The organism is Thermomonas sp., from assembly GCF_020850895.1.
Taxonomy (GTDB): domain Bacteria; phylum Pseudomonadota; class Gammaproteobacteria; order Xanthomonadales; family Xanthomonadaceae; genus Thermomonas.
The window spans coordinates 26,362-47,090 of sequence record NZ_JADZDS010000025.1 but is presented as its reverse complement, the minus strand read 5'-3'; the positions used below and the strand labels follow the sequence as shown (position 1 = coordinate 47,090).

20 protein-coding genes and 1 tRNA gene are annotated in these 20,729 nt (G+C 64.4%); 13 read left to right on the top strand and 8 right to left on the bottom strand.

From position 1 onward, the window contains the following. Positions 1–152: 152 nt before the first annotated feature. Positions 153–746 (top strand): hypothetical protein, encoded by a 594-nt coding sequence (locus IT472_RS02910; RefSeq protein WP_297178099.1) that lies wholly within the window; start codon positions 153–155, stop codon positions 744–746. A gap of 84 nt (positions 747–830) precedes the next feature. Here the strand turns inward: IT472_RS02910 and IT472_RS02905 are convergent. Together IT472_RS02905 and rnd are read right to left on the bottom strand one after the other, a co-directional pair. Further along, positions 831–906 (bottom strand) — tRNA-Ala (locus IT472_RS02905). Positions 907–1,133: 227 nt separating this feature from the next. Then, entirely contained in the window at positions 1,134–2,237 is a 1,104-nt protein-coding gene (rnd, locus tag IT472_RS02900; protein WP_297178096.1) for a ribonuclease D, read from the bottom strand. A 235-nt stretch (positions 2,238–2,472) separates the two neighbouring features. Between rnd and IT472_RS02895 the strand changes: the two genes are divergently transcribed. Both IT472_RS02895 and IT472_RS02890 read left to right on the top strand, forming a co-directional pair. Then, on the top strand, positions 2,473–4,182 hold the full coding sequence (locus IT472_RS02895; protein ID WP_297178092.1) for a formylglycine-generating enzyme family protein: 1,710 nt from the start codon (positions 2,473–2,475) through the stop codon (positions 4,180–4,182). A 48-nt stretch (positions 4,183–4,230) separates the two neighbouring features. Next, positions 4,231–5,124 carry a M48 family metallopeptidase gene (locus IT472_RS02890; RefSeq protein WP_297178089.1) on the top strand — a complete coding sequence of 298 codons (894 nt, stop codon included), beginning with the start codon at positions 4,231–4,233 and terminating at the stop codon, positions 5,122–5,124. Positions 5,125–5,370: 246 nt separating this feature from the next. On the opposite strand, the gene phaR is transcribed toward IT472_RS02890, so the two are convergent. Together phaR and IT472_RS02880 are read right to left on the bottom strand one after the other, a co-directional pair. Further along, complete coding sequence (gene phaR, locus IT472_RS02885; protein WP_297178087.1) at positions 5,371–5,856, bottom strand: polyhydroxyalkanoate synthesis repressor PhaR; 486 nt, start codon at positions 5,854–5,856, stop codon at positions 5,371–5,373. A gap of 249 nt (positions 5,857–6,105) precedes the next feature. Beyond that, positions 6,106–6,414: a hypothetical protein gene (locus IT472_RS02880; protein WP_297178084.1), complete on the bottom strand. Its 309-nt coding sequence runs from the start codon at positions 6,412–6,414 to the stop codon at positions 6,106–6,108. Between the two features lie 144 nt (positions 6,415–6,558). On the opposite strand from IT472_RS02880, the gene IT472_RS02875 reads away from it, so the two are divergent. Continuing rightward, the gene (locus tag IT472_RS02875; protein WP_297178082.1) at positions 6,559–7,344 is read left to right on the top strand and encodes a tRNA threonylcarbamoyladenosine dehydratase; all 786 of its coding nucleotides are present in this window, start codon (positions 6,559–6,561) and stop codon (positions 7,342–7,344) included. Positions 7,345–7,581: 237 nt separating this feature from the next. Further along, positions 7,582–8,049, top strand: coding sequence for an RDD family protein (locus tag IT472_RS02870; protein WP_297178079.1), 468 nt, complete (start codon positions 7,582–7,584; stop codon positions 8,047–8,049). Positions 8,050–8,124: 75 nt separating this feature from the next. Here the strand turns inward: IT472_RS02870 and IT472_RS02865 are convergent, their stop codons facing one another. Both IT472_RS02865 and IT472_RS02860 read right to left on the bottom strand, forming a co-directional pair. Further along, complete coding sequence (locus IT472_RS02865; protein ID WP_297178076.1) at positions 8,125–8,895, bottom strand: TatD family hydrolase; 771 nt, start codon at positions 8,893–8,895, stop codon at positions 8,125–8,127. A gap of 16 nt (positions 8,896–8,911) precedes the next feature. Then, the gene (locus IT472_RS02860) at positions 8,912–9,139 is read right to left on the bottom strand and encodes a DUF6116 family protein (RefSeq protein ID WP_297178073.1); all 228 of its coding nucleotides are present in this window, start codon (positions 9,137–9,139) and stop codon (positions 8,912–8,914) included. 174 nt (positions 9,140–9,313) lie between these two features. On the opposite strand from IT472_RS02860, the gene IT472_RS02855 reads away from it, so the two are divergent. The 3 genes from IT472_RS02855 (at position 9,314) to IT472_RS02845 (ending at position 13,515) form a co-directional block, all read left to right on the top strand. Continuing rightward, positions 9,314–10,477 (top strand): acyl-CoA dehydrogenase family protein, encoded by a 1,164-nt coding sequence (locus IT472_RS02855; RefSeq protein WP_297178069.1) that lies wholly within the window; start codon positions 9,314–9,316, stop codon positions 10,475–10,477. A 130-nt stretch (positions 10,478–10,607) separates the two neighbouring features. Continuing rightward, positions 10,608–11,162 carry a GNAT family N-acetyltransferase gene (locus IT472_RS02850; RefSeq protein ID WP_297178066.1) on the top strand — a complete coding sequence of 185 codons (555 nt, stop codon included), beginning with the start codon at positions 10,608–10,610 and terminating at the stop codon, positions 11,160–11,162. A gap of 82 nt (positions 11,163–11,244) precedes the next feature. Continuing rightward, positions 11,245–13,515 carry a thiamine pyrophosphate-dependent enzyme gene (locus tag IT472_RS02845; protein ID WP_297178063.1) on the top strand — a complete coding sequence of 757 codons (2,271 nt, stop codon included), beginning with the start codon at positions 11,245–11,247 and terminating at the stop codon, positions 13,513–13,515. Positions 13,516–13,530: 15 nt separating this feature from the next. Here the strand turns inward: IT472_RS02845 and IT472_RS02840 are convergent, their stop codons facing one another. Next, positions 13,531–15,192, bottom strand: coding sequence for an acetolactate synthase large subunit (locus tag IT472_RS02840; protein ID WP_297178060.1), 1,662 nt, complete (start codon positions 15,190–15,192; stop codon positions 13,531–13,533). Between the two features lie 2 nt (positions 15,193–15,194). Then, positions 15,195–16,799, bottom strand: a complete 1,605-nt coding sequence (locus IT472_RS02835; RefSeq protein ID WP_297178057.1) for an FAD-dependent oxidoreductase — start codon at positions 16,797–16,799, stop codon at positions 15,195–15,197. A 213-nt stretch (positions 16,800–17,012) separates the two neighbouring features. Here IT472_RS02835 and IT472_RS02830 point away from each other — a divergent pair, with 213 nt between their 5' ends. From IT472_RS02830 to IT472_RS02810, 5 genes are all read left to right on the top strand, one after another. Next, a complete protein-coding gene (locus IT472_RS02830) occupies positions 17,013–17,204 on the top strand; it encodes a DUF1674 domain-containing protein (protein WP_297178054.1) in 192 nt (63 codons plus the stop codon). A gap of 82 nt (positions 17,205–17,286) precedes the next feature. Then, positions 17,287–17,679, top strand: a complete 393-nt coding sequence (gene sdhC / locus IT472_RS02825; RefSeq protein ID WP_297178051.1) for a succinate dehydrogenase, cytochrome b556 subunit — start codon at positions 17,287–17,289, stop codon at positions 17,677–17,679. After that, on the top strand, positions 17,679–18,074 hold the full coding sequence (sdhD, locus tag IT472_RS02820; RefSeq protein WP_297178049.1) for a succinate dehydrogenase, hydrophobic membrane anchor protein: 396 nt from the start codon (positions 17,679–17,681) through the stop codon (positions 18,072–18,074). The genes sdhC and sdhD overlap by 1 nt, the downstream gene beginning before the upstream one ends. Before the next feature lie 6 nt (positions 18,075–18,080). Next, on the top strand, positions 18,081–19,868 hold the full coding sequence (gene sdhA / locus IT472_RS02815; RefSeq protein WP_297178046.1) for a succinate dehydrogenase flavoprotein subunit: 1,788 nt from the start codon (positions 18,081–18,083) through the stop codon (positions 19,866–19,868). A gap of 63 nt (positions 19,869–19,931) precedes the next feature. Continuing rightward, positions 19,932–20,714 (top strand): succinate dehydrogenase iron-sulfur subunit, encoded by a 783-nt coding sequence (locus tag IT472_RS02810; RefSeq protein WP_297178043.1) that lies wholly within the window; start codon positions 19,932–19,934, stop codon positions 20,712–20,714. Positions 20,715–20,729 lie beyond the last annotated feature (15 nt).

Sequence of the window (20,729 nt, the reverse complement as noted above, 5' to 3'; positions counted from 1 at the left end):
GGAAGCCGCTCGTCCCTCGGCGTCCCCATGACCGGCTGTCGGATCGGGTATTTACAGCGCGGGTTTTTTCGTATACAAGCCAAAAAACGTGACTTGCGTCCCGTGTTTTGAGTCATGGATTGCCGACGCCTCTTCAACGGGGAGAGATAAGGATGAGCATGCCGATTCGCGGTATCGCTGCTTTGGTTCTTGCGTGCTCCGGGCTGGTTGCATTTCCTGCGAATGCGGGGAAGGGTGGACCGGGGACGCCGCCGGTCGTGACTCCGGCCACGGCGACTTTCGTTGGACGCCATGACAACAGTGCGTATGCGGGCATCAACTGGAATTTCGGCGTGCGCAGTGGCGCCACTGCCGTACTGGGCTATCGTGCTGCCCGAGTCAGCGCCAACGAACATGTCAGTGGCGGCAAGGCTGAGTTCACTTGGGTGCTGAGCGGTGGGCCAGTCGGGCCGGCTGAGTTTCGCGTCAAGGCACTCAGCGGACGACGTGATTTCCAGGGTGAACTGGGCCTTGGATACTCGTTCCGCGAATCGGCTTTCCTTTTCAATGTGGGGGCACAGGGGGCGTATGCCAACCTCGCTTTCGATCTCATGATCGACAAGGGCTGGATGGGTTCCGTTGGCCTCAACTCGCTAGGCCGCGTGGATCATCCTGACGTTATCTGGTTCTGCCCCGCGGGCAGCACGATGGATACGGCGAATCTCACCTGCACGACCCCTGGCACGCCGGGTGGCGGAGGGAACTGACTGCCGATTCGGCATTCGCCGGTTCCGTGGATTCTGTTGCACGAAAAAGAACAGCGCCTTTCAGGGCGCTGTTCTTTTGAGTATTGGTGGAGCCAGGGAGGATCGAACTCCCGACCTCGTCATTGCGAACGACGCGCTCTCCCAGCTGAGCTATGGCCCCGTGCGGGACGCGAAGTTTAGAGTATCGGGCCGGGTGCAGGCAAGCTGTGTCGTGGCGCGGCTGGGGGCGTTGAGGGCAGATGCGTTGATCCCGGAGTGCCGATGATGGCCTGGTTCCGTGCCAAGGCAATTGGGCAACGCTGATTTATTTTGGCGTGAGCACCGTCCGGACATGTGCCGGACGGTGCGTGTGCTGACACGCCCAGGAGGGACGTGTTCAGCATTGCTTTAGGCTTCCGGGGCGGCGGCAAGCAAGGGTGCCAGGCGTGGTTCGAGCCGGGGCCGGCGCCAGCCGGCCAGTGCGCCGGTCCACCCCTTGCCGTCGAGCAGGCCTTCCAACATGCGGCGTGATGCCAGGACGCTTTCCGGAAGTTGCAGTTCCGAGGCTATGGTGGCGACAGCATCCTGCAATGTGCGCAGGCGTGTGCGGTCGCGTTCCTCATCGTGGGCCAGCGGGGCTTGTGGCTCATCGGCAAGCGGCGTGACCAGGGCCTTCCAGAGCGCTTCTCGCAGGCTGCGTGGCGCCTTGGGCGCGGCGTCGAGCAGGGCGTGGAAGGCGGCAGGGCTTGAGGGGGCGCGCCGTGCCAACTGCACCGCCAGTTCGTTGTCGAGGATCCAACTGCGCGGGCGGTCGCTGGATCTGGCCTGTGCTTCGCGCCAGCGCAGCAGTCGCAACAGCCGATGCTGGCCATCGACCGCAAGGGATCGCGCGCTGCGGATGCCCAAGTGTGGCCAGGGGTCGGCGTCGGAATCGGCCGCACTGTCCAATTGCCGTGCACACTCCTCGACGATCCATGCGCCACGCCCCAGCGCGTCCAGTCGGTCTTGCAGGACCGCGTGCAGGGCGTGCAGATAGCGCACATCGTCGGCGGCGTAGTCCAACTGGGAGGGAAGCAAGGGGCGCCGCATCCAGTCAGACCGGGTCTCGCCCTTGGGGAGTTCGACCCCGCACAGGGACCGCACCAGTTTCTGGTAGCTCATGCCCGCCCCGATGTCCACAAGCGCTGCAGCGGTCTGGGTGTCGAACAGGGGGGCAGGCAGGGCGCCGCAGGCGTGTCGGAAAGCAACCAGATCCTCGCTCGGACTGTGCATCAGCTTGAGGACGTCAGGGTTGGCCAGCAGCCGGGCGAGTTCCGCGCACATGCCCGCGGCACGCGCGTCGACGAGCAAGATGCCGTGGCCGTCGTCGGAGGGTCCAAGTGCGATCTGGACCAAGGCCAATTGCGGCCAGAAGGTCCGCTCTCGAATGAATTCCGTGTCAAGCCCGATGACAGGTGGAAGTCGTGATGTGTGTTCGCGGAGCGCCTGAGGCGTGTCGATCCAGAGTGTCATCCGCGCATTATGCGGTTGCCGGGGGCTGGCCCATGCCCTACCTTCATACCAAGCACCGCGGATTCCGGTGCGTCGTCGGTGGAGTAGGCGTTTGCGTACCCGTGTCTTGCAGCTTGCGATGGTCGCCTTGCTCGCGTCGTGTGGACGTGAACAGGCACCGTCGGCGCAGTCCCCGGCACCCCAGCCACCCCGGCCTGCCGCCGCGTCGCCACAGGCCCATGCAAGTTCTGGAGCAGTGAGCATTCATGGCGATGACGCCTTGGCCGATGTGCTCAGCTGGACCTTGCCGAAGGTGGAGATCAACCAACCTGAACGCGCACGCGCCCAGGCGCGCCGGGCCTTGCAGGAAGGTGATCTGTTCGAGACCGAACATTCGGCCATTCCGTTGCTGATGGCGTTGCGAACACTCCAGCCAGACGACGCCGGGGACCAGGAACTTCTCGGTCGTGCACGCGCCGCATTGCTGGCGCAGGCGAACATTGCACTGGATGCAAGTGAAGATCCGGCATCCCTGCGCTACGCCCAGCGCATGGGCAATGTGTTGCGCACGCTGTGGCCGGACATGAAGGAGGTCGGGGACTACCTGGATAAGGTCGACCGCGCCGAGCGTGCATTCGACATGACGAACAGGGGGTACATCCTTCTTCGTTCGGGCAGGTTGGACGATCCTGCCGGTGCATTGGTGACCTTCCGGGCTGCTCAGGCCTTGTGGCCGCAGCAAATCGCCTCCGCACAGGGGATCGCCGCGGTGGAGGCGCTGCTGATCGCACGCGCGCAGACCCGAGCGCAGGCGGGCGATATCGCTGGTGCCGAGGCACTGCTCAAGCGTGCGCGGAACGTGCGCAACGATCCCCGAACCCTTGCCGTGGCACGGGGCCGGGTCGAGATGGCTCGGGTGGAGTACCTGCGCCGCCTCGGGGATGCCGGGATGATTGCACTTGCCAGTCCCGAAGGCCTGCAATTCGCCCGCGAGCGACTTGCCGACATGTTGCGGATCTCGCGTCCAGCGGATCGCCTCGCCGTCGTACTGCGCGAACGGATCGACACCGTCAGCCACTACGGGGCATTCCGGCCGGGCGAAGTGTTCAGCGATGAAATGCCGGACGCCAGCCGCGGGCCATCGATGGTGGTGCTGCCAACGGGTACTTTCCTGATGGGTGCGGAAGCCGGGGAGCCTGATTCAGTGGTGGACGAACAACCACAACATCGAGTGGATTTCGCGCGCGGTTTTGCAATGATGCGGCATGAGGTCACGGTGGGCGAGTTCCGGCGATTCGTGGCCGCGACGAACTACCAAGCGCGCGCCAACCAGCGCGGCCATTCGATGATCTACGACGTGCGCAGTGGAAATTTTGCCCGCGTGAGCGGGGTGGACTGGAGTTCCGGTTATGACGGCCGGCCGGCCGCAGATGACATGCCGGTTCTGCATGTCACCGCCTGGGATGCTGAAGCGTATGCAGCGTGGCTGTCCGAGCAGACCCGTGCCCACTACCGGTTGCCCAGCGAGGCCGAGTTCGAATACGGGCTGCGCGCCGGCAACCAGGGAATTTACCCATGGGGCAACGGGGCGCCACCTGCCGGCGTGGACAATTTCGCCGGCGCAAGGGACGTTTCGCCGCGGGGGCTGCACTGGAACAATGCGGTTGCGGGCTATGGCGATGGATGGTGGGGACCGGCTCCGGTCGGCAGTTTCCGGCGCAATGCGTTCGGCCTGTACGACATGGGCGGCAACGTCAGCGAGTGGATCGTCGACTGCTGGCACAAGGGCTACCGGAGGGCACCTGCGAATGGAGCAGCCTGGGTCAACCCCGGCTGTCGTACCCGCATGTACCGTGGGGGGGCATGGGCCAGCGCGCCCAACCAACTGCGTTCTGCTTGGCGTGTGGCTGGAGGGGTTGACACCACCAATGCCCGGGTCGGCTTTCGGCTGGTGCGGCAGCTTTGACGCCGCCATCCGCACGAGGCAATCTTCGGGTTTCCGAGGGAGGGTGACATGAACCAACTACCGAATCGCCGGCGCGGTGGTCTGCGTCTCTGGGTCTTGGTGATATTCGCCGCCTATGCGGGTTGGTACTGGTTTTCCAATCGCAGCGTCGATCCGTTGACCGGGGAGACCGTCGTGATCGACCGCAGCATTTCCCCGGAACAGGAAAAGGCGCTCGGCCTGCAGGCCTATCGCGAGGTCTTGCGGCAGGAGAATCCGTTGCCATCCGATGCCCAAGCCTCACGGCAGGTGCGGGGGATCGCCGACCGGCTGATCGCCAGGATTCCCGAGGTGTCCGACGCCCTTGCCTCCAGTCATGGAATGCAGGCAACGCACATCGAACGGTCCTTCGACTGGGATGTCAGCGTGCTGCAGTCCGACCAAGTCAATGCGTTCTGCCTGCCGGGCGGAAAGATGGCGGTCTATACCGGGTTGCTGCCGGTGGCAGAAAACGACGATGCCATGGCGATCGTGATGGGCCATGAAATCGCCCATGCCTTGCTTCGCCACGGTGCGCAGCGCATGACCCGCGAGAGGTTGGAGCAGCTTGGCCAAGTTGCGGGGGCTGCCAGCGGCATGGACCAGGGCACCCTGAGGACGGTGATGTCGGCTTATGGCTATGGCAGTGCCTTGCCCTATGCGCGCAGCCAGGAAAGCCAGGCGGATGAAATGGGCCTGATGCTTGCCGCCGCTGCCTGCTACGATCCGCGCCAGGCGATCCCGCTTTGGCAGCGCATGGACCGGGCAAGTGGGGGTGGCTCGCCACCAGAGTTCGCCTCGACCCATCCCAGCGCGGGCAGCCGTATTCAGCACTTGCAGGAATTGATGCCCAAGGCGTTGGAATACCGCGCTAGATTTTGCAGTTCGCAGCCAGCGGCCGCGACCGCCGCTGCCGGGCCGTGACCGAGTCCCCGGCCATGGGTTGATGCCGTGCTGAAGATCGATCCCACGTGGGATTCGATCCGGTGGGACCCCGTTTTACAAGTCTTGAGCTTGCGTGAAACAAGCGGCCTCCGACAGGCCGTAGCGGCTGGCTCAGCTGGCAGAGTGATTAGTGCAACGCTGATTTAGTCGGCGTGACCTGCGTCCGGGCTTGCACCGGACGCAGCGTGTGCTGACACGTCCAGGAGGGACGTGTTCAGCATTGCCTTAACGCGGCTTGCGCGCGTCCTTGGCATGGCCCGGGTGGGTGGCGCTGCCCATGCCGCCGAGATTCTGCTGAAAATCCTTCCATAGCGCCATGTTGCGTTCGGTCAGCTGGTTGAGCATGGTCCATGGGGTCTGCCCGAGCAGGCCACCCATCTGCTGGCGGAACTGCTGCTGCTGTTCCAGGAACACTTGCATCGAGCGTTCGAGGTAGTTGCCCATGAAGCCCTGCAACGAGTCGCCGTAGAAGCGGATCAATTGGCTCAGCAACTGGGTGGACAGCATCGGCTGTCCTTCCTGCTCGTGTTCGGTGATGATCTGCAGCAAAACCTGCCTGGTCAGGTCTTCGCCGGTCTTGGCGTCGCGTACTTCCAGCGTCTCGCCATCGACGATCAGCTGGCGCACGTCCTCGATGGTGATGTAGCTGGAAATTTCCGTGTCGTACAGACGACGGTTCGGGTATTTCTTGATGACGCGGGTTGCTGACATTGAGCAAACACTCTTGTTGCGCTGGACGCAGCATGGCGCAGTGCAGTAGCGGTTGCAACCGGGCCGGTGATTCCGCTGCCCGTCCGCGGCACTTGCACCGGGTACCCGCGTCAGATGTCGCGCCGACGTTGCAGTTCGGTGCGCAAGCGCCCCTGGAGTGCGCACGCGAATCCCTACCCGGGCCTGTGCTGGGCTTGACGCGGCCTGACAACTCCAGGATGGAGTGGTTCAGATCTTTCCAGGGATTCCTCAGCGGTTGGCGTAGTAGTCGATTGCGCGCTTGCATTCGATCAGGCCCAGACCGGTTTCCAGCTGGTACATCCGTGCCGCCGTGATGGTGTCCCTGGCCCGAATCAGCGCCATGATCTCGTCCGAAGGGCGCGGCAGGTTCTGCGGAGCGTAGGGATCGTTTGAGGACGGCGTGTTGTCGTCCCGAAGCAGTGTCCGTGTGCGCTCGAGGTCTCGTTCAACACTGCGGCCAAGCTTGCGCACCAAGACAATCAATCCGGCCACGACCACCACGATGACGATCGGCACAACCGTGCCGGCGATACCCAATGGACCAAAATTCATCTGGCAAGACTCCGGTAAAATGGCGTGCCGGCATGCAGTTCCGCAACGGTGACGAATGGGTGCCGCAAGCCAAAGCGTACGGTAGCTCCGGACGCGGCTGCAAATCATGGCCGACGCAGGGAGAGGGCAATGGAAGAACGGTTCGGCGGCATCGACCGGTTGTACGGCCGCGGCGCATTGGCCGAGTTGGCCGGCAGCCATGTCGCCGTTGTCGGGATCGGCGGCGTCGGCTCGTGGGCGGTGGAAGCACTGGCGCGCAGTGGCGTGGGCACGCTGACGCTGATCGATGCAGACGAGTTGTGCGTGACCAACACCAACCGCCAACTGCCTGCCCTGGATGGTCAATATGGGCGATCCAAGGTCGAGGCGATGGCGGAGCGTTGCCGTGCGATCAACCCCGGGATCGTGCTGCATTCGAGGCAGCAGTTCCTGACGCCGTCGAACATGGAGGCGTTGTTGGGAACACCTGTGAGTTTGGTGCTTGACGCATGCGACAGCTTCCGCACCAAGGTCGAGGCGATCGCGTTTTGCCGCCGCCGCAAGCAGCCGATCCTCACTGTGGGTTCGGCCGGTGGACGCAGCGATGTCACCCAGATTCGTGTTCGCGACCTGTCACGCACCGAGCACGACGCGATGCTGTCGTTGATCAGGAAAAAGTTACGCGGCGAGTTCAATTTCCCCAAGAACCACGACCGCTATTTCGGCGTGCCAGCGGTGTATTCGCTGGAGAACGTCCGTTATCCGCAATCAGATGGCAGTGTCTGTGGGGTACGCCCACGCTTGGGCAAGGATGAATCGCTGAGGCTGGATTGCGGGGCGGGGCTGGGCGCTGCCGCCCATGTGACGGGTGCATTTGCATTTGCAGCGGTAGGCAAGGCGATCGGGATGCTGCTGCGTGGCGCCAACGAGGGCTGATGCGGCATGCCGGAGGCGGATGCGCCTTGTCGCCCGCTATCCTCAGGGAAATGCTGAACAAGTCCTACTTGGACGTGTCAGCACACGCTGCGTCCGGTGCATGCCCGGACGCCGCTCACGCGGATCAATCACACAGGTGTTCGATCCGCGGATGACCATCCATGGTCGGCAGGCAACGCCGACTCAAACAGCGTTACCTTTGCGTCAGTCAACGTGGAATATTGTAAAGGGGAGACAATGACCGACCTGAACCCATACCAGGCCACGACGGCCGGCATCTTCGAGCCGCGTGACCGGGATGCACCGATTGCCGGCAAATGGCGGCGTTTCGCCACGTGCCTGATCGACATTTTCTGCTTCTACGCGCTATTCACAGTGATCGTGATTGTCCTTGCGCTGATGGGGGCGGATGCGGTCATCAATGCGATGGATGGTGCAATGGGCGTGCTGATGTCATTCATCGTCTACTTCATCTATTTCGTGTCACTCGAGGCCATGTTCTCGCGAACGATCGGAAAGCTGGTGGCAGGAACGAAGGTCGTGGGCGTCGACGGCGGCAGGCCGACGCTGTGGCAGGTGTTCCTGAGGACGCTGTGCCGGCACATTCCATTCGAGCCGTTTTCCCTGCTTGCCTCGGATGAAGGCATTGCTTGGCACGATTCGATTCCGAAGACGAAGGTTGTCTGCATCAGACAACCTGTGTAGTCAAGGCTTCGGTTTTGGAAGCAACACCTGTCGGGCAACGACCGGGCGGCGCGGAAGCATGCCCAGGCTCGTTTTTCAGGGGCCGGTCAGACGGAACAGGCGCCGCGCGTTGGCGGTCGTGGTGGCTGCGAGCTCCACTTGCGGGATGCCGCGCAGCATGGCGAGGACATTGAGCACGTTGACAAGATAGGCCGGTTCATTGCGTTGACCACGGCGCGTGGCGTCAGGCTGGTCGGGGCTGTCGGTTTCCAGCAGCAATTGTTCCAGCGGCACGCGCGCCACCACGCTCCGCAAGCGCTTGGCACGGTCGTAGGTGACCGGCCCGCCGATGCCGAGCAGGAAGCCGAGCCCGTGCAGTTGCGCGGCTTGTTCCGCGCTGCCGGGAAAGCTGTGGATCACGCCGCGCAGTCCGCCGATCTTGCGGATGGCTGCGATCACCGCGTCCACCGCCCGCCGCGCATGCACGATCACTGGCAGGTCGAATTCGCGCGCCAGCCGCAGTTGCCCATCGAAATAGGTTTGCTGCGCGTCGGCATCGAGGCCTTCGACGAAAAAATCCAGCCCGCATTCGCCCATGGCCAGCGGATGCTCGCGCTCGATCCACGCGCGCAGTGCAACGAGGTGCTCGGGGCGATGCGCGGCAAGGAACATCGGATGCAGGCCGTACGCAGGGAACAGGCCGGGATGGGACGCACAGACCTGCTTGAGTTTCGGCCAACTGGCGGCATCCACGGCGGGGACGATCTGCATCGCCACACCCGCTTCGACGGCGCGGGCAAGCGCAACGTCACGATCGGCGTCGAACTCCGCGGCGTCGAAATGGCTGTGGCTATCGATCAGGCGCATCGAGGGCATCCCCGGATCACGGGCGCCGCGATTCGCCTTCGATGGGCTGCGGGTCGGCACTGGGCGTTGTCTTCCAGCGCGCCAGCAGCAGGGTGCCCAGACCCAGCAGGATTTCATCAACGAACGGGATGAAATCGGGGATCAGCAGGTCAACCATGAACAGCACGGCGGTCAGTACGAACAGCCGCGGGAAGCTCAGTTTGCCGAACCAGCCGAGCAACGGGGCGAGTAGGGGATTGGCCATCCCGAAAAACTAGCACGGGCTGGCGCACGGTGGTGTGGACATGGCGGCGGGCTTGCGAATCGCACGCCGCAACGGGCAGGTTCGGCGTTTTGCGCGATGCAATGGGCGATTCGCACGTACCGGCTGGGCGCAGTGCACGGGTAAAATGGCGGTTTCACCTGAATGAATGCTGCCATGGCCCTCAATCCCGTCGATCTGTTCGATGTCCGTTCCCTGCTGACCGATGAAGAGCGCGCCATCCAGGACAGCGTTGCCCGATTCACCGACGAGCGCGTCATCCCGATCATCGGCGAGGCCTTCGACCAAGGCCGTTTCCCGCGCGAGTTGATCCCGGAGATTGCGGAGATGGGCCTGCTCGGTTCGTCCTTGCCGGAGCAGTACGGTTGCGCCGGTTTGAACGGCGTGAGCTACGGCCTGATCTGCCAGGAACTCGAACGCGGTGATTCCGGCATCCGCAGTTTCGTCAGCGTGCAAAGCTCGCTGTGCATGTACCCGATCTACGCTTACGGCAGCGAAGAGCAGCGCCAGCGCTGGTTGCCGAACATGGCGGCGGGCAAGGTGATCGGCTGCTTCGGCCTGACCGAACCGCATGGCGGTTCCGACCCGGCCAACATGAAAACCCATGCCAAGCGCGATGGCGATGACTGGGTGATCAACGGCAGCAAGATGTGGATCACCAATGGCAACCTCGCCGACATTGCCATCGTCTGGGCGCAGACCGACGAGGGCATCCAGGGCTTCCTGCTGGAAAAGGGCATGCCCGGCTTCAGTGCGCAGGAGATCAAGCACAAGATGAGCCTGCGCGCCTCGGTCACCAGCGCGCTGTTCTTCGACAATGTGCGGGTGCCCGATTCCAGCCGCTTGCCGAACGTCAAGGGCCTGAAGGGGCCGCTGGGCTGCCTGACCCAGGCGCGCTACGGCATCACCTGGGGCCCGATCGGTGCGGCGATTGCCTGCTTGCAGGAAGTGCTGGGCTACACCAAGGAGCGCATCCTGTTCGACCGCCCGGTGGCCGCCACCCAGAGTGCGCAGCTGAAGATGGCCGACATGGCTCGGCGCATCACCCTCGCGCAACTGCTGGTGCTGCAATTGGGCAGGCTGAAGGATGCCGGGACGATGGCGCCGCAGCAGGTCAGCCTTGCGAAGTGGAACAACTGCCGGATGGCGATCGACATCGCGCGCGAATGCCGCGATCTGCTCGGCGGCGCCGGCATCACCACCGAGCACGCCGCGATCCGCCACGCGTTGAATCTGGAATCCGTGATCACCTACGAAGGTACCGAGACCGTGCACCAGCTGGTGATCGGCCGCGAATTGACCGGAATCAACGCGTTTTGATGTCGCTTTCCCTTCTCCCTCCGGGAGAAGGTGCCCGAAGGGCGGATGAGGGTGCGGATGCGCATGTGCTGCGTGCCGAACCCTCACCCCAACCCCTCTCCCGGTGGGAGAGGGGCTTTTGGAACCGAGCATGAAAATCGACGACATCCGCATCGAAACCGACCGTCTGCTCCTGCGTCCACCGTGCGCCGAAGATTTCGACGGCTTTGCGGAACTGCAAGGTGATGCAGATGCTGCTCGTTTCATCGGAGGTTCGGTGACCCGCGCTGAGGCGTGGCGGCGTTTCCTGTGGCAGCCGGGTGCGTGGCTGGTGCAGGGCTTCGGCATGTTCGGCGTGGTCGAAAAGTCCAGCGGCCTGTGGCTGGGGCAGATCGGGCCGTGGAAACCGGAAGGCTGGCCCGGCAACGAGATTGGCTATGCCTTCCATCCGCGTGCCTGGGGCAAGGGCTACGCCACCGAGGCTGGCATCGCTGCAGTCGATTGGGCATTTGCCAACCTCGGTTGGGATGCCATCATCCATTGCATCGACCCCGGAAATACCGCTTCGCAGAATCTGGCCAAGCGACTCGGCTCGACCCTGCAAGGCCCCGGCCAACTGCCGCCCCCGTTTCAGGATGTCGTGGTGGATGTGTGGGGCCAGACTGTCGCGCAGTGGAACGCGCGCCGCGCCGCCGCAACGACCTGACTGCACCGCCTTCAAGGCAGGCTCGAGTCTGCCCACGTTTTCCGTAAATGGCGGTTTGCACTCCGCCGGATGAGAGATCGCCATGTTCAACACCGTTCCCAATCCGATTCCCGCCCGCATGAAGGGCTTGAACCGCGCCGAGATCTGCGACGTCAATTTCCAGGAGTTCGTGCGCGGTTGGAGCGGACAGGCGCTGCCGAAGCCTGCGGCGGGCGAGGCAATCCTCGACGGCAGTGCGCTCGATGCGCGTGGTTTTCGCGAGCTGTTCGAGTCGCAATTGATCTCCCGCCATCTGGACCTGATGGCGCGCGTGCTGCGCGTGCAGAACAAGGTCTTTTACACGATTGGCTCGTCCGGTCACGAAGGCAATGCGATGGTCGCGCGCGCCACGCGGCATACCGATCCGGCGTTCCTGCATTACCGCAGCGGCGGCTTCATGGCCGAGCGCTTCCGCAAGTTGCCGGGGATGGATCCGATCATGGATTCGGCGCTGAGTTTCGCCGCCAGCGCCGAAGACCCGGCCAGTGGCGGCCGCCACAAGGTCTGGGGCAGCAAGCCCTTGTGGGTGCTGCCGCAGACCTCGACGATTGCCTCGCACCTGCCCAAGGCGCTGGGCACGGCGGTGGCGATCGAGGCCGGCAAGCGCCTCGGCGTGGGCCTGCCGGTGCCGGACGATGCCATCGCCATCTGTTCGTTCGGCGATGCGTCGGCCAACCACGCCACCGCGCAGACGGCGTTCAACGCGGCCAGTTGGACCGCCTACCAGAAGTTGCCGGCGCCGGTGCTGTACGTGTGCGAGGACAATGGCATCGGTATCTCGGTGAAGACACCCGGTGGCTGGATCGCCGAGAGCTTCCGAAATCGCCCGGACCTCGATTACTTCTTCGCCGATGGCTTGGACCTTGCCGCGGGTTACGGCGACGTGCTGCGCGCGGTCGAGCACTGCCGCACGACTCGCCGCCCGACCTTCCTGCACCTGCGCACCAACCGCATCATGGGCCACGCCGGCACCGACTTCGAAATCGAATGGCGCAGCTTCGAAGAGCTGTGCGCGGTGGAAGCGGGCGATCCGCTGCTGCGCAGCGCGGCGATCGCACTGGAGTCGGGCTTGATGAGTCCGGACGAGATTCTTGCGCTGTACGAAGACACTCGCAAAAAGTGTTTCGTGGCCGCCGAAGATGCCGACCGCCGCCCACGCATCGAAACCCTGGAACACGTGGTGGCGCCGTTGGCGCCTTACTCGCCGGACAAGGTGGCGGCAGAAGCCATCCGCATGCCGACGCACGAGGTGCGCATCAAGGCCTTCGGCAGCGAAGAGAAATTGCCGGAAAGGCAGGCGCCGAAGCATCTGGCGATCCAGATCAATCAGGCCTTGCACGACCTGTTCGCCAAGTACCCGGAAACCCTGCTGTTCGGCGAGGACGTGGCCCAGAAGGGCGGCGTGTACACGGTCACCAAGGGCCTGCACAAGGCCTTCGGCAACAAGCGCGTGTTCAACACCTTGTTGGATGAAACCATGATCCTCGGCATGGCGCAGGGCTTTGCCAACATGGGCATGCTGCCGATCCCCGAGATTCAATATCTGGCCTACCTGCACAATGCCATCGACCAAGTTCGTGGCGAAGCGTGTTCGCTGCAATTCTTCAGCAATAACCAGTACGCCAACCCGATGCTGGTGCGCATCGCCGGGCTGGGTTACCAGCGCGGTTTCGGTGGGCATTTCCACAACGACAACTCGGTCACCGCGCTGCGCGATATTCCCGGCTTGGTCGTCGGATGTCCCTCGCGCGGCGATGATGCGGCGATGATGCTGCGCACGCTGGCGGCACTGGCGAAAGTGGACGGGCGTGTCACCGCCTTCCTCGAACCGATCGCGCTGTACATGACCAAGGACCTGTACGAAGCCGGCGATGGTCAGTGGTTGACCGAGTATCCAGCCCCCGACCTAGCGCTCACGCTGGGCGAGGAGCGCGTCTACAACGCCGATGCCAACGACTGCGTGATCTTTAGCTACGGAAATGGCATGCCGATGAGCCTGCGTGCGGCGCGGGAGATCGAAGCCAAACACGGCTGGAAGGTGCGGGTGGTCGACCTGCGCTGGCTGGTGCCGCTCAATCACGCGGCGATTGCCAAGCACGCCCGCGAATGCGCGCGCATTCTCATCGTTGATGAGGGACGCTTCAGCGCCGGCATAGGCGAAGGCGTGATCACCGCGATCACCGAGGCCGGCTTTGGCGGCAAGCCGCTGCAACGGGTCTGCGGTGCCGATACCTACACGCCGCTGGCGGGCGCGGCCTTCCTCGTGATTCCGAAGGACGAGGACATCGTGGCGGCGGCGGGCTCACTGGCCTGAAGTTGTGTGCCGGGTCTAGGGCGCGATCTTGCGTTTGAGCGCCAGTGCCACCGGTTTCGGCAGGTTGGGCAGGCTGCGCAGCAGCCAAGGCAGGACACGGCGCTTGCTGGCGTTCAATGACTCCGGCACCACGGCCTCGATCAGGTGCGGGCCGGGTGTCGCCAGCGCGGTTTCCAGTGCCTTGCAGAAGGCATCGGCACGGTCGCAGCGGGTCGCCGTCACGCCCATACCGTGTGCCAGCGATGCGAAATCGAGCACGGGGCCGTGCAGGTCGAGTTGCGCCTTGGCCTTGGGGCCCCCACGGCTACCGGCACCGACCCGATCCAACTCGACGTTGAGCACCGAGTAGCTGGCGTTGTTGAAGATCACCGCGATCACGTCGAGGCGTTCGCGCGCCATCGTCCATAGCGCCTGCACCGTGTACATCGCGCTGCCGTCACCGACCAATGCAAGCACCTTGCGATCGGGGCAGGCAATTGCAGCGCCGACCGCATTCGGCAAGGCTTGCCCGATCGCGCCGCCGGTCAGGGTCAGCAGGTCATGGCGCGGGCCGCCGGTCGTCATCACGCCCAGCATCAGGCCCGAGGTGATCGCTTCATCGATCAGGATCGCGCGCTCCGGCAGCAGGTGGCCGACCGCCTTGCAGACCTTGGCGGCGGTCAGGCGACCGCGTGGGCGCGATGGACGTGCGGCCGCTTGCAGGGCGGGCGTGGCCGATGTCGCGTCCAGTGCTGCGGCCAGTTTTTCGAGCCCGGCAACGGCATCCTGCGCGGGGGTTGCCAGCGTGTGCACGGTGCAGCCTTCCGGTACCAGATCGCTGGCCTTGCCGGGATAGGCGAAGAACGATACCGGTGATTTGGCATCGACCAGGACCAGATGCTGGAGGCCGGAAAGTTGCAGGCTGGCCATCTCGGCCAGATAGGCAATGCGCTCGACCGCCGGCAACCCGGCGCCGCGTTCCAACCGGGTCGGGAACACCTCGCAGAACACATTCACGCCGCAGTGCGCGGCGATCTTCGCGGCGGTCAGCAAGGCCGGTTCGCGCAAGGCCTGCCCGCCCAACAACAGGGCCGCCTTGCCGCCACTGCGAATGGCGTCGGCAATCGCCTGCACCGTACCGTCATCGGGTGCCGCGGGTGCCGGTAATGGCGGCGGCGGGCAGGGTTGGCCACCGTCGCCCCAACTCACGTCGGCCGGCAGGATCAGGGTGGCGACCTGTCCGGGCAGGCCGCGTGCGGCGGTGATCGCATCTGCCGCGTCACGGCACAGGTCGGCCGTGCGGTTCGAGGTGCGCACGAACCCGGGCGAGACATTGCGCGCCACGGTCTCGATATCCGATTGCAGTTGCGCATCCAGCGGCACATGGAAGGTCGCGTGGTCGCCGACGATATTGACCACCGGCACCTTACCCTTGCGGGCGTTGTGCAGGTTGGCAAGGCCATTGCCGAGGCCACAGCCCAGATGCAGCAAGGTCGCGGCGGGTTTGCCGGCCATCCGTGCGTAGCCATCGGCGGCGCCGGTGGCCACACCTTCGAACAGGCACAGCACGGCGCGCATCCGCGGCTCGGCATCCAGCGCGGCGACGAAGTGCATCTCGCTGGTGCCCGGGTTGCTGAAGCAGACGTCGATGCCGGCATCGGCCAGGGTTTGCAGCAGGGCTTGGGCGCCGTTGGGCACGTTCAGCCCTTGCTGATCGAACGGGCTGCGGCGCGTGCGGTGAGAATGCAGCCAGGCAGGAAGGTGCCCTCCAGCGAGCGCTTGCCGCAGGAGCCGCCGCCGCCAAAGCCGGCCGCTTCGCCGACGCAGTACAGCCCGTCGATCGGCTGGTCGTTGCCGTCCAGCACGCGGCTGTCGAGGTCGGTGCGCAGGCCGCCCAAGCTCTTGCGGGTGATCAGGCGGGTCTGGATGGCGATGAACGGGCCTGCACCCAGCTTCTGCAAGGGCGCAGGCTTGCAGGTGCGCAGGCGATCGGGTCGCCACTGGCGGGCGTGCATGATCGCGCGGATCTGGGCGTCGTTCTCCAGCGTCTTGCCGTCGACGAAATTGCCATCGAAGGCGTCGACGGTGGCTTGCAGGACATCCGGATCGATGTCGTCGGTGCCGGCCAGTGCGTTCATCCTGGTCACAAGCCCAGAGAGGCTGTCATCGGCCAGGAATTGCGGGACTTCGCGGTGCATCTGGTCGACCAGTCGCGCATTGCCGAACAGGGTTTCGGTCAGGAACTGGACGAACTGGCGATCACGGATGCGCGGATTGTGTTCGGCGCCCGAGATCGCGAATTCCTTCAGCGCGATGCGGCGATTCAATACCTGCCAGGTCCATGGCTTGTCCTGCTCGGCGACGCGTTGGCACAGCCAGGACGTGTCGAAGCCGGTCACCAGCGGTTCGGGGCCGATGCGGCGGCCGCGATGATCCAGCCACAGTGCCGATTTGCAGGGGATCAGCGACAGGCCATGGCCGGGGAAGTGCGGCTTGGGGTGCGGCACGCCGGCGGCGTAGTTCCACATCTCGCCGGCATGGGTGATCTGTGCGCCGAAGCCCGTTGCGATCTGATGCAGCTTGCCATCCGAGAGCGGGCTGGCGCCGTTGAGCATGTCGCTGGGCATCGGCAGGTGGATCGGCCAATTGCGGCGCGCCTGCGGCAAGCTGCCGTTGATGCCACCGGTGGCCAGCACCACCACCGGTGCCTCCAGTCGCACTTCCGCCGAGGAATCTTCGTTGCGCGCCACCGCGCCGGCCATGCGTCCGCTGCCGTATTCGAGGCCGATCACGCAATGACGGTGCAACAGGGTGAGCCGGCCGCCTTCACCAGCCGTCTTCAGCGCACTGGTCAGGCATTGGACCAAGCGCTGTGCGGTGCCCCAGACCACGTGGTAGCGCGGCAGGCTGTTGCCTTCGCCGAAGCGACCGCGTTCCACCCAATTGACCGCCGGCAGGAAGCCGATGCCGTGGTCGACCAGCCAGTCGTGGACGTCATTGCGGGAGCGTTCGACGTAGTGCTGGGCCCACAGGTAGGGCCAGGTGTCGTTCGGATCGAGTTCGCCGAAACGCACCCAGTCGCGCAGGGCGCGCTCGGGCGTGTCCGGAATACCCGCGCGTTCCTGCAGCGGCGTGCCGACCAGTGCCATGCCACCGAACGCCCACAGCGCCAGCCCGCCGAAACGTTCCGGCGTATCGCGGTCGACTAGGGTCACGCGCTTGCCGGCACGCAGGCATTCCAGCGCAGACACGATCCCCGCCAATCCTCCACCAACCACGAGGACGTCAGATTGCACAGGCCTCATCCACCACCTCCCTGGGGCCATCATCCCGCGAGAAGGCGGATTGCGCCAGTCGGTTGTTGCCAGTGGCCACGATTTGCGTTGGAAGTCGTGGAATTTCGACCGGATTCATGGGTTTTGAGAGCCGGTGGTGACCAGTCCCGAGCCCGTGATGTGCGACACGTCAACAGCGTTGGCCTTGTCGCAACAAGCCACGCCGACGTAGACTTGCGGGTCATGAATGCATCGCTGGCAGACCGATCCAACGCAGGCAAGGAGCTTGGCGACTCGCCGGGAGCCGGTGTCGGGCAGCCTCCCGCGGCCATCGACACACCCGCCCTGCCGCCGGAACATGGCGGGCGCAAGTCTGGGCTGGAGCCCACCCGATACGGTGATTGGGAAAAGGATGGCCGTTGCATCGATTTCTGATCCAACCATCACCCCATTCCGACCCCACGCATTGATCCACGTTCACGCGGCCCTGGCCGCCAACCCGGAGAAGCGACCGCCCATGGCGACCCGCGAACGACCGCTATCCCCCCATCTGCAGATCTACACGTGGCAGGTGCAGATGCAATCTTCGATCTACCACCGCGCGACTGGAATCCTCCTGTCGGTGGGCGCGCTGGTCATCACCTGCGGCCTGGTGTCACTTGCCGCAGGACCGGAGCGCTGGGAGTCCTTCACGAAGTTCGCCGGGTCGATTCCCGGATTGGTGGTGCTGTGCGGCTTCAGTTGGGCACTGTCCTACCATCTGATCAATGGCATCCGCCATCTCCTCCAAGACGGTGGACTTGGCTTCAGGATCCCGCAGTTCGTACGCAACAGCCTGATCTCGATGATCGGCAGCGTGGTGCTCACGGCGGCCGTTTGGGGCGTCATCCTGGCGCGCTGGGGGCACTGATGGCAAATCGCAACAACGACTTGCGCAACCCACTCAAGACCGCGCGCAACTGGGGCTCTGGCAAGGATGGCGTCCACCATTTCATCTGGCAGCGCGTCACCGCCATCTTGATCGGCCTGTCCGCACTGTGGCTGCTGGGGATCGCGCTGACCCTGCGCAGCGCCGAATACGCCATCATCCACGGTCTGGTCGCCGATCCGATCAATGCCAGCGTGCTGATCCTGTTCCTCGTTTCGGTGTTCTGGCACGCACGGCTGGGTTTGCAGGTCGTGATCGAGGACTACGTGCATGCGCCATTCAATGGCGTGGTCCTCCAAATTGCCACCCTTCTTGTCTGTGCGCTGGCTGGAATCGCCAGCGTGCTTGCGGTGCTGCGCATCGCGCTCGGGAGTTGATCGTCGATGCCTGCCTACAAGATCCAGGAACACAAGTACGACATGCTGGTGGTCGGTGCCGGCGGCGCCGGCCTGCGCGCCACCTTTGGTCTGGCCGAGAAGGGCATGAAGACCGCCTGCATCAGCAAGGTCTTCCCGACCCGCAGCCACACCGTGGCCGCCCAAGGCGGCATCGCCGCGGCGCTTGGCAACATGGGCGAGGACGATTGGCGCTACCACTTCTACGACACCGTCAAGGGCGGCGACTGGCTGGGCGACCAGGACGCCATCGAGTACATGTGCAAGAACGCCCCGGCCGCGGTGATCGAACTGGAGCACTACGGCGTGCCGTTCTCGCGCACCGAGGACGGGCACATCTACCAGCGTCCGTTTGGCGGCATGACCACGCGCTACGGGCAGGGCACCGCCCAACGCACCTGCGCCGCCGCCGACCGCACCGGCCACGCCATGCTGCACACGCTGTACCAGCAATCGCTGGCGCACGGGGCGACGGTCTTCGTCGAGTACTTCGCGATCGACTTGATCTTCGACAACGAAGGCACCTGTGTCGGCGTGCTCACGCTCGACATGAACGAAGGGACCCTGCATTTCTTCCGCGCCCATGGCGTGGTGCTGGCGACCGGCGGCTATGGCCGCGCCTATTTCAGCTGCACCTCGGCGCATACCTGCACCGGTGATGGCGGCGGCATGGCGCTGCGTGCGGGTCTGCAGATGCAGGACATGGAATTCGTGCAGTTCCATCCCACCGGCATTTACGGCGCCGGTTGCCTGATCACCGAAGGCGTGCGCGGCGAGGGCGGTTACCTCACCAATTCCGCCGGTGAGCGTTTCATGGAGCGCTACGCGCCCAGCGCCAAGGACCTCGCCTCGCGCGACGTGGTCAGTCGCGCCATCACCATCGAAGTGCGCGAAGGCCGTGGTGTTGGCGAGCACAAGGACCACGCCTTCCTCAACCTGATGCACCTCGGCCCCGAGGTCATCCACGAGCGCCTGCCCGGTATCGCCGAATCGGCGCGCATCTTCGCCGGCGTCGATGTCACCAAGGAGCCGATCCCGGTGCTGCCGACCGTGCACTACAACATGGGCGGCATTCCGACCAATTACCACGGCGAAGTGGTGCAGAAGCGCGGCACCGACAACGATGCCCAGGTGCATGGCCTGTATGCCATCGGCGAGGCGGCCTGCGTGTCGGTGCACGGCGGCAACCGGCTCGGCTCGAACTCGCTGCTCGACCTGGTGGTGTTCGGCCGCGCGGTCGCCAACCGCTGCGCCGAAACCCATGTGCCCAATGCGCCGCACAAGGACCTGCCGGGCGACGTGCTGGACAAGGCGCTGGACCGTTTCGACCGTCTCCGCAACGCCAATGGCGAGCTGTCCACGGCGCAGATCCGGCTGGACATGCAGCGCACCATGCAGGCCGATGCGGCGGTGTTCCGCACCTCCGCATCGCTGAAGGAAGGCTGCGTGAAGATCGACGCGGTGCGCAAGTCGTTCGAGAAGGTCAAGGTCAGCGACCGTTCGCTGGTCTGGAATTCGGACCTGATCGAAACCCTAGAGCTGGACAACCTGCTCGATCAGGCCGTCGTCACCATGCATTCGGCCGAGCAGCGCCACGAAAGCCGCGGTGCCCATGCCCACGAGGATTTCCCGGACCGCAACGACGCCGAGTGGATGAAGCACACCCTGGTCACCATCGATGCCGATGGCCGCACCGGTTTCGACTTCCGCCCGGTGCATACCCAGACCCTGACCGACGAGGTCGAGACGGTGCCGCCGAAGAAGCGGGTGTACTGACACCCCCGCGCTCCTGCATCCCGTCGTACCCCGATTCCACGAACCAGAGTCACGAGTAGAGCAATGGCCGAATTTTCGCTGCCGAAAAACTCGAAGATCCAGAAGGGCAAGCACTGGCCCGCGCCGGGCGCGAAGAAGCCACGCACCTTCCATGTCTATCGCTGGTCGCCGGATGACGACGCCAATCCGCGCATGGACACCTACGAGGTGGACATGGCGGCGTGCGGCCCGATGGTCCTGGACGCGCTGATCAAGATCAAGAACGAGATCGACCCGACCCTGACCTTCCGCCGTTCCTGCCGCGAGGGCATCTGCGGCTCCTGCGCGATGAACATCGACGGGACCAACACGCTGGCGTGCATCTGCGCGATCGATTCGGTCGACAAGGGCGATGTCAAGGTGCATCCGCTGCCGCACATGCCGGTGGTCAAGGACTTGGTGCCGGACCTCACGCATTTCTACGCCCAGTACGCCAGCATCCGGCCGTGGATCCGCACCCAGTCGCCGGTGCCTTCAGATCGCGAGCGCCTGCAGTCGCCCGAGGACCGCAAGCACCTCGATGGCTTGTACGAGTGCATCCTGTGTGCCTGCTGCTCGACCTCCTGCCCGAGCTACTGGTGGAACGGAGACCGTTACCTCGGACCGGCTATCCTGCTGCAGGCCTATCGCTGGATCGTCGACAGTCGCGATGAGGACACCGGAACGCGGCTGGACGAATTGGAAGATCCGTTCAAGCTCTACCGCTGCCACACCATCATGAACTGCACCCGCACCTGCCCGAAGGGCCTGAACCCGGCCAAGGCGATTGCCGAGATCAAGAAGTTGATGCTGGCGCGCAAGATGTGATGCGTGACGTTTCGG

Coding starts and splice junctions, on each gene's coding strand:
- IT472_RS02845 (WP_297178063.1), top strand. CDS start 11,245: ATGTTCAACACCGTTCCCAATCCGATTCCCGCCCGCATGAAGGGCTTG.
- IT472_RS02850 (WP_297178066.1), top strand. CDS start 10,608: ATGAAAATCGACGACATCCGCATCGAAACCGACCGTCTGCTCCTGCGT.
- IT472_RS02890 (WP_297178089.1), top strand. CDS start 4,231: ATGAACCAACTACCGAATCGCCGGCGCGGTGGTCTGCGTCTCTGGGTC.
- IT472_RS02830 (WP_297178054.1), top strand. CDS start 17,013: ATGAATGCATCGCTGGCAGACCGATCCAACGCAGGCAAGGAGCTTGGC.
- sdhA (WP_297178046.1), top strand. CDS start 18,081: ATGCCTGCCTACAAGATCCAGGAACACAAGTACGACATGCTGGTGGTC.
- sdhD (WP_297178049.1), top strand. CDS start 17,679: ATGGCAAATCGCAACAACGACTTGCGCAACCCACTCAAGACCGCGCGC.
- IT472_RS02835 (WP_297178057.1), bottom strand. CDS start 16,799: ATGAGGCCTGTGCAATCTGACGTCCTCGTGGTTGGTGGAGGATTGGCG.
- IT472_RS02870 (WP_297178079.1), top strand. CDS start 7,582: ATGACCGACCTGAACCCATACCAGGCCACGACGGCCGGCATCTTCGAG.
- IT472_RS02855 (WP_297178069.1), top strand. CDS start 9,314: ATGGCCCTCAATCCCGTCGATCTGTTCGATGTCCGTTCCCTGCTGACC.
- IT472_RS02875 (WP_297178082.1), top strand. CDS start 6,559: ATGGAAGAACGGTTCGGCGGCATCGACCGGTTGTACGGCCGCGGCGCA.
- IT472_RS02860 (WP_297178073.1), bottom strand. CDS start 9,139: ATGGCCAATCCCCTACTCGCCCCGTTGCTCGGCTGGTTCGGCAAACTG.
- IT472_RS02810 (WP_297178043.1), top strand. CDS start 19,932: ATGGCCGAATTTTCGCTGCCGAAAAACTCGAAGATCCAGAAGGGCAAG.
- IT472_RS02865 (WP_297178076.1), bottom strand. CDS start 8,895: ATGCGCCTGATCGATAGCCACAGCCATTTCGACGCCGCGGAGTTCGAC.
- phaR (WP_297178087.1), bottom strand. CDS start 5,856: ATGTCAGCAACCCGCGTCATCAAGAAATACCCGAACCGTCGTCTGTAC.
- rnd (WP_297178096.1), bottom strand. CDS start 2,237: ATGACACTCTGGATCGACACGCCTCAGGCGCTCCGCGAACACACATCA.
- IT472_RS02910 (WP_297178099.1), top strand. CDS start 153: ATGAGCATGCCGATTCGCGGTATCGCTGCTTTGGTTCTTGCGTGCTCC.
- sdhC (WP_297178051.1), top strand. CDS start 17,287: ATGGCGACCCGCGAACGACCGCTATCCCCCCATCTGCAGATCTACACG.